5 protein-coding genes are annotated in these 6,000 nt (G+C 43.0%); 3 read left to right on the forward strand and 2 right to left on the reverse strand.

What is annotated here, in order from left to right:
- Window positions 1–106: 106 nt before the first annotated feature.
- Window positions 107–859, forward strand: a complete 753-nt coding sequence (locus LEP1GSC185_RS00355) for a pyridoxine 5'-phosphate synthase (protein ID WP_008591962.1) — start codon at window positions 107–109, stop codon at window positions 857–859.
- A 177-nt stretch (window positions 860–1,036) separates the two neighbouring features.
- On the opposite strand, the gene LEP1GSC185_RS00360 is transcribed toward LEP1GSC185_RS00355, so the two are convergent.
- Window positions 1,037–1,915 (reverse strand): hypothetical protein, encoded by an 879-nt coding sequence (locus LEP1GSC185_RS00360; RefSeq protein ID WP_008592013.1) that lies wholly within the window; start codon window positions 1,913–1,915, stop codon window positions 1,037–1,039.
- Between the two features lie 133 nt (window positions 1,916–2,048).
- Here LEP1GSC185_RS00360 and LEP1GSC185_RS00365 point away from each other — a divergent pair, with 133 nt between their 5' ends.
- Both LEP1GSC185_RS00365 and nadB read left to right on the forward strand, forming a co-directional pair.
- Window positions 2,049–3,869: a S41 family peptidase gene (locus LEP1GSC185_RS00365; RefSeq protein WP_008591995.1), complete on the forward strand. Its 1,821-nt coding sequence runs from the start codon at window positions 2,049–2,051 to the stop codon at window positions 3,867–3,869.
- 40 nt (window positions 3,870–3,909) lie between these two features.
- Window positions 3,910–5,517, forward strand: a complete 1,608-nt coding sequence (gene nadB / locus LEP1GSC185_RS00370; RefSeq protein WP_008591936.1) for an L-aspartate oxidase — start codon at window positions 3,910–3,912, stop codon at window positions 5,515–5,517.
- A gap of 174 nt (window positions 5,518–5,691) precedes the next feature.
- Here nadB and LEP1GSC185_RS00375 read toward each other — a convergent pair.
- The coding region (locus LEP1GSC185_RS00375; protein ID WP_036027637.1) for an Lcl C-terminal domain-containing protein at window positions 5,692–6,000 on the reverse strand (309 nt) is incomplete at its 5' end.

Raw genomic sequence — 6,000 nt, forward strand, 5'->3', positions numbered from 1 at the left:
ACCATGCTGGAAGACACTTATTCCGATTCAAGCAGAAAAAGCACTCAGAAATCTAGTTTCCGCGAACTTGTACTTTTTAAGAATTGGATTCGAAATACGAGGCTTTATGGTCCATCTGAGCGTAAATGTAAACAAAATTGCTACTTTGAGAAACTCCAGAGGCGGAAATCATCCGGACCTGATCCATCTGTCTAAATTGATCTTGGATTCCGGCGCTCACGGAATTACGGTCCATCCCAGAGAAGACGAAAGGCATATAAAGAAGAAGGATGTATTCGATCTGAGGGAGTTCCTTGCTCTCTACAATGCGGATAAAAAGAAAAAGATAGAATATAACATAGAAGGAGAACCTTCTCCCCGGTTTTTAGATCTTGTTCTGGAAGCAAAGCCGGACCAGGCAACGTTAGTCCCGGTTACCCCGGGTGAGATCACTTCGGACCATGGTTTTGATCTGAAGAAGGATTCCTCGGAATTAAAAACTTATATCAAAAAGATCCAAAATGCTGGAATTCGCGTTTCTATCTTCATGGAAACGGATTTAGAGAATCTTAAATTAGTAAAAGATACAGGTGCTGACCGTGTAGAATTTTACACAGGCCCGTATGCACACGCTTTCGATCATTCTCCGGAAGAAGGGAAATTAATCTTCGGATCTTTTAGAAAAGCCGCAGAGTTCCTACAAACTCAGAAAATTGGGATCAATGCGGGACATGACCTCGACCATTTCAATCTTCCGTTATTCTCCGGGCTCCCAGGCTTGGAAGAAGTGTCCATAGGCCATAGACTCATGTCCTATGCGCTTGAAATTGGGTTAGAAGCCGCAGTGAAGGAATATTTGAAGGCACTGACACAGAGGTAGGAGAGGCGCAAAGAATTTCTCACGTAGAGTCGCCAAGCCGCAGAGATTGTAGAGCAGAGATAACCGAATGTAGGAACTCCAACAAAGAGCTACCTTAACAATTTTTCTCTCAGAACTCTATGAAACCTAAACCCTCTCGGCGTCTTAGCGCCTCTGCGTGCCAATAAAACTGCGACCCTACTTCCTCTGTGTCTCTCCCTCAGAAAGTTCTTTTGCCAGTTCTTTAAAAGAAGAATAATTCGAATCTTCGGAGAGTAACAAAAAGGCTGCCTTTTTCAAATTTGCCGAAAGTAAAGATGCTTCTGAATTCGTTTTGGCTAATTCTTCCAAATTGGATTTAAAACTTAGGAGATGTCTTTTGGCAGAGACCTGGTCCTTTGTAGAGACCGCTTTTTTAAGTTCTTTCCAGGATTGGGTGGCCTTATTCCCAGAAACCAATTCTTTCGGAGTCCTACCGAATTCTCCGCTCAAGTCCCAAACCTTTCTGTAAGGATGGTTCTTCTCCAGAAATTTATAATATTCGGAAGAAGGTTTGAATGTGTTTGGTTTTGCTTTTGTAATAAGCTCCTTGTCCAATCCACATTCTCCAAATATACCTTTGGTTAGGGATTCTTTAGAAATGGACTGGATTTCGATCAATTTGGAGATCGCTCCGGAAGCTTCCGTAATATTCCCTTTTTTGCATGCGGAGATTGCAGTTTGGTACAAAACTTCTTCCTGGTCTACAAATGTGGACTTTTCCGATTCCAATTTTAAAGAAGAAGTGAATGCAAGTTCTTTGTAGAGTGGATCGTTCGGATCGGAATTTTTTGCCCTGACGGCGTATTCCCAAGCAGACTGATTTTCCCCTAAAGAATCGTATAAAATGGATAAGTTATAACAAGCGAGTCCCCTATCTTTTCTCAGGGATCTGCAGGAAGATTTTAATAAATCTAAAGAAGATTTTCTTTCTTCTTCTGATCCGTAAAAATCTAGGATTGCCTGCTCTTGTATAAGTTCAGATCCGAATCTTCCTCCACCCGGAACGGACACCGAGGTGCAGTAAAAAGTTCCCATAAAACAGAAAAAACCAAGAATACAGAACTTTTCCAAACCCTTATAGAATAAGAGTTTTCGGGGGAATAGATTGACAATGCCTGTTCGGGGTGGAAAATGATCGAAAATCAACCTTGCAAAAAGAGGACCCGATTTGAAAAGCTTGAGATCCTTCTCCTTATCCTTTCTCTCCGTTATCTTATGTACGAGCATCTTCTTCTGCCAACCTTCTTCCGGAAATTCCAAGACCACGGCAGATTTCACTCTCAAAGATTTTGACAGCGTAGTCAAGACCGTTGAGGGAAACTATATAGATAAAAATATAGATAAAAACCGCGCCTATAAGGACGCAGCGGTTTTTGCACTTCTATCTTTGCCACATGGCCTTTATCTGTATCCGGAAAGTTATTTTACCGATCGAGAAAAATACGAAGAAGCGGACGAGATTTTTCCGGGTAAATCTTTCAAACTTTCTCCTGAGGACAAATTCGTTCTATTCGATCCGGACTATAAAGAAGTAGAGAAGATCCGGGACAAAAAACTGAAAGAAGAGTCCAACAAACCTAAACTTTCTAACGACGAAGTCCTGAAACTTGTAGAAAGGGAGAAGGTCCGCAAAAAAGTACTCACCGCTAAATGGGAACAGACCAATTTTTCTAAAAAAGACTTCGATAGAGTTCTGGCATATCTAGAAAAAAATCTACAAAACTACACTACTCCTCCACTCAAAGATCCGTTTGGAGAAGAAGATCCTAAAGAAAAAGAACCGTTTACGATCAAAGATGTGTATTTAGCAGCGGCTAACGGTTATCTTTCTTCTTTAGATCCTCATAGCCAAGTATTCCTAAAAGCTGCCTGGGAAGAATCCATGGCAAAGATCGAAGACGGGAGTTTCGAAGGGATCGGAGCAATCTTAAGTGGCGGCGGTAATAAAGAAGTTATCGTTGAAAATCCCTTGGAAGGAAGACCTGCAGTCACTGCCGGGGTTCGCGCAGGGGATGTGATCTTAGCAGTGGATGGAAAATCCACCAAAGGAATGCTGCTGGACAAAGTAGTTGAAAGGATTAAAGGCAAAAAAGGATCCAAAGTAGTTCTGACCATCCGAAGAAAAGGAGTGGCAGGGACTCTAAGTATCGAAGTGATCCGAGATACGATCGAGATCCGAAATATCACAAGCAAGTTGATAGACAATCATCCTTATATCGGATATATCAAGTTGACAGGTTTCGTAAAATCAGATCCTTCCGTTGATAAAGAATTTGTACAACATTTCAAAGAGTTAGAGAAACAATCTACCGCCAAAGGAACCAAGCTGAAGGCATTAGTATTGGATCTCAGAAATAACCCTGGAGGTTATTTGGATCTTGCAATCGATCTTGCGGATATGTTTGTTACGAACGGACTCATCGTTTCCGTAAAAAGTCCCAATAGAAGTCCTGAAGATTCTAACGCAGGCAAAAAGGATCTGACGGATCTACCTGTTGCGGTTTTGATCAACGCTAAGTCCGCGTCTGCCTCCGAAATCGTAGCTTCTGCACTCAAACATCATGGTCGCGGTTTGATCCTGGGAGAGAGATCTTTCGGAAAAGCTACAGTTCAAAAACTGCAAGAGCTAAGAGGAAACGGCGCCTACTATATCAAACTCACTCAATCCAGATACTATGCACCTTCCGGGAACACCATCCAAGTAGTCGGAGTCAAACCTGATGTGGATGTTTCTGCAGAAGAAGACGGTAGTTTCCCGTTCCATTATCGTGAAGAGAACATGTGGAACCATCTTCCCGAGTTACCCTCTTCCGCTGAGGAAAAAAGCCATTTCGACGTGAAAAAACTGGAAGGCTGGGTGAAATCTAACGGACAAGCGGAGAAATTCATCCAAGAACATAAGAACGATCCGATCAAGCCGGATTTCCAATTGATTCGCTCCATTGACTACGTAGAGGCTCTTCTAAGCACAGGCCCAAAACGTAAGTAATCTAATCTTCTCGGCGGCGTGAGCCGCCGAACCAGCACAAATGCCAAGAATTAAAACCGATTTTTTAGTCATCGGGAGCGGTATTACCGGTCTTTTCCAAGCTTTAAAACTTTCTAATGTCGGACAAACGGTGATCGTGACTAAGAAGTCCGATTATGAGTCCAATACAAATTACGCCCAAGGTGGGATCGCCTCGGTCTTTGCCCAAGGAGACAAATTCGAGGACCACGTAAAAGATACCTTGGAATCCGGGGCAGGTCTTTGCGATCCGGAAGCGGTTCGAGTTCTCGTACAAGAAGGTCCACCACTAGTCAAAGAACTTTTAGAATACGGCGTTCCATTCAACCTGAATCAAGAGGGAGAATTCGATCTGCACAGAGAAGGCGGGCATGGAACAAATCGTATTGTTCATGCTCACGATAGAACCGGTCACGAGATCGAAAAAACCCTCCTACAGATCGTAAAACAAAACCAAAACATTAGAATATTAGAATACCATACTGTTGTTGACCTGATTACTCCTCACCATCTCAAAAAGAAGGGACTTATCTGCTTCGGTGCTTACGTTCTTTCCAGCCATACAGGAGAGATCATTCCGATCCTTGCAAAAAAAACGATCATCGCAAGCGGTGGGTCCGGACAGGTATACTCCCATACTACCAATCCAAAGATCGCTACCGGAGACGGAGTTGCCTGTGCGTATAGGGCGGGTGCAGAGATCAGAAATATGGAATTTTACCAGTTCCATCCCACTTCCCTTTATCATGAAAAAGGCGACTCTTTTCTGATCTCGGAAGCGGTTCGAGGAAAAGGCGCCGTATTGCTCGGAATGGACGGAGAGCCATTCATGAAAAAATACCATCCAATGGCTGACCTTGCAACAAGAGATATAGTCGCAAGAGCAATTGACGCAGAAATGAAGAAGTCGGGAGATCCTCATGTTTGGTTGGATATTTCACATAGACCGGCTACCGAGATAAAAGAATCCTTTCCTTCTATTTATGCGAAATGTTTAGAACTCGGAATAGATATCACTACGGATCCGATCCCTGTTGTGCCTGCCGCCCACTTCATGTGTGGAGGGATCGCAACTGACCTTTGGGGAAAAACAAGGATAGAGAATTTATTCGCAGCGGGAGAAGCTTCCTGCACAGGAGTCCATGGCGGGAACCGTTTAGCATCTAATAGTTTGTTGGAATGTTTAGTATTCTCCAATCGTATAGCGGAAGAGATTCGCAAAAATCCGCCTGATTTCCTACCTGAGCATGATCAAATCCCTGCATGGGACAAAGAAGGACTTGTGAATACGGAAGAATGGGTATTGATCTCTCATGATCTTTCGGAGATCAAAAACACGATGTCCAATTACGTGGGAATTGTTCGTTCCAATCTTCGTTTAGAAAGAGCAAAAAGAAGAATGGACCTCATCTATGCAGAGGTCAGAGACTATTATAACAGGACAATAGTCACAAACCCTTTATTAGAACTTCGTAATTTGGTGTTGGTTGCCGAATTGATTATTCGTTCCGCTCTTGCCAGACACGAAAGTAGAGGCCTGCACTATTCTACCGACTATCCTGAGAACAGATCCCCATCCAGACATGATACGATTCTGATCAATGATCTGGTGCATGGAGATCTTCAGTAAGAGGTCAGGGAGTTCAGAAGAGTCTCAGAATTTTTTTTCACACAGAGTCACGGAGCTTCAGAGGGGATTGGATGTAGGAAATCCCACATTTGACATTTATACTTTATAAACCTCCGTGCCTTTGTGACTCTGAGTGAAAACTCCCTGTGGCTCAATAAACTCCGTGTTTTATCCTTATCTTACACAACGAACAAAGTAACGGCTAGTCTTGCTAAAAGCCTCGTCTTCACCAAATCTATCTTTAGAGAATGATACTGCTCTAGCTGTCTTACCGGCTGCATCTTGTTCATTCCCTGTAGAACTCCAATAGAATGCCTCTATGGTATCAGGAAACTTTAAGAGCATGAAGTTGCGGCTATTCGAACTTAAATATTTTAACTCCAAGAAACTAGCTACTCGCCAGTCTGTATGGCCTCCTGTGTTATCGTTCGCACAGGAATCGTATGCTTCCGAACTTCCCGCAATTCCGATCGGGGATACATT

Origin of the sequence: Leptospira licerasiae serovar Varillal str. VAR 010 (assembly GCF_000244755.1) — a bacterium.
In the GTDB taxonomy this organism is placed as follows: Bacteria; Spirochaetota; Leptospiria; order Leptospirales; family Leptospiraceae; genus Leptospira_B; species Leptospira_B licerasiae.

What these genes read in the sequence shown, in the direction of transcription:
- LEP1GSC185_RS00355 (WP_008591962.1), top strand. Translation starts at nt 107, where the DNA reads ATGGTCCATCTGAGCGTAAATGTAAACAAAATTGCTACTTTGAGAAAC.
- LEP1GSC185_RS00360 (WP_008592013.1), bottom strand. Translation starts at nt 1,915, where the DNA reads ATGGGAACTTTTTACTGCACCTCGGTGTCCGTTCCGGGTGGAGGAAGA.
- nadB (WP_008591936.1), top strand. Translation starts at nt 3,910, where the DNA reads ATGCCAAGAATTAAAACCGATTTTTTAGTCATCGGGAGCGGTATTACC.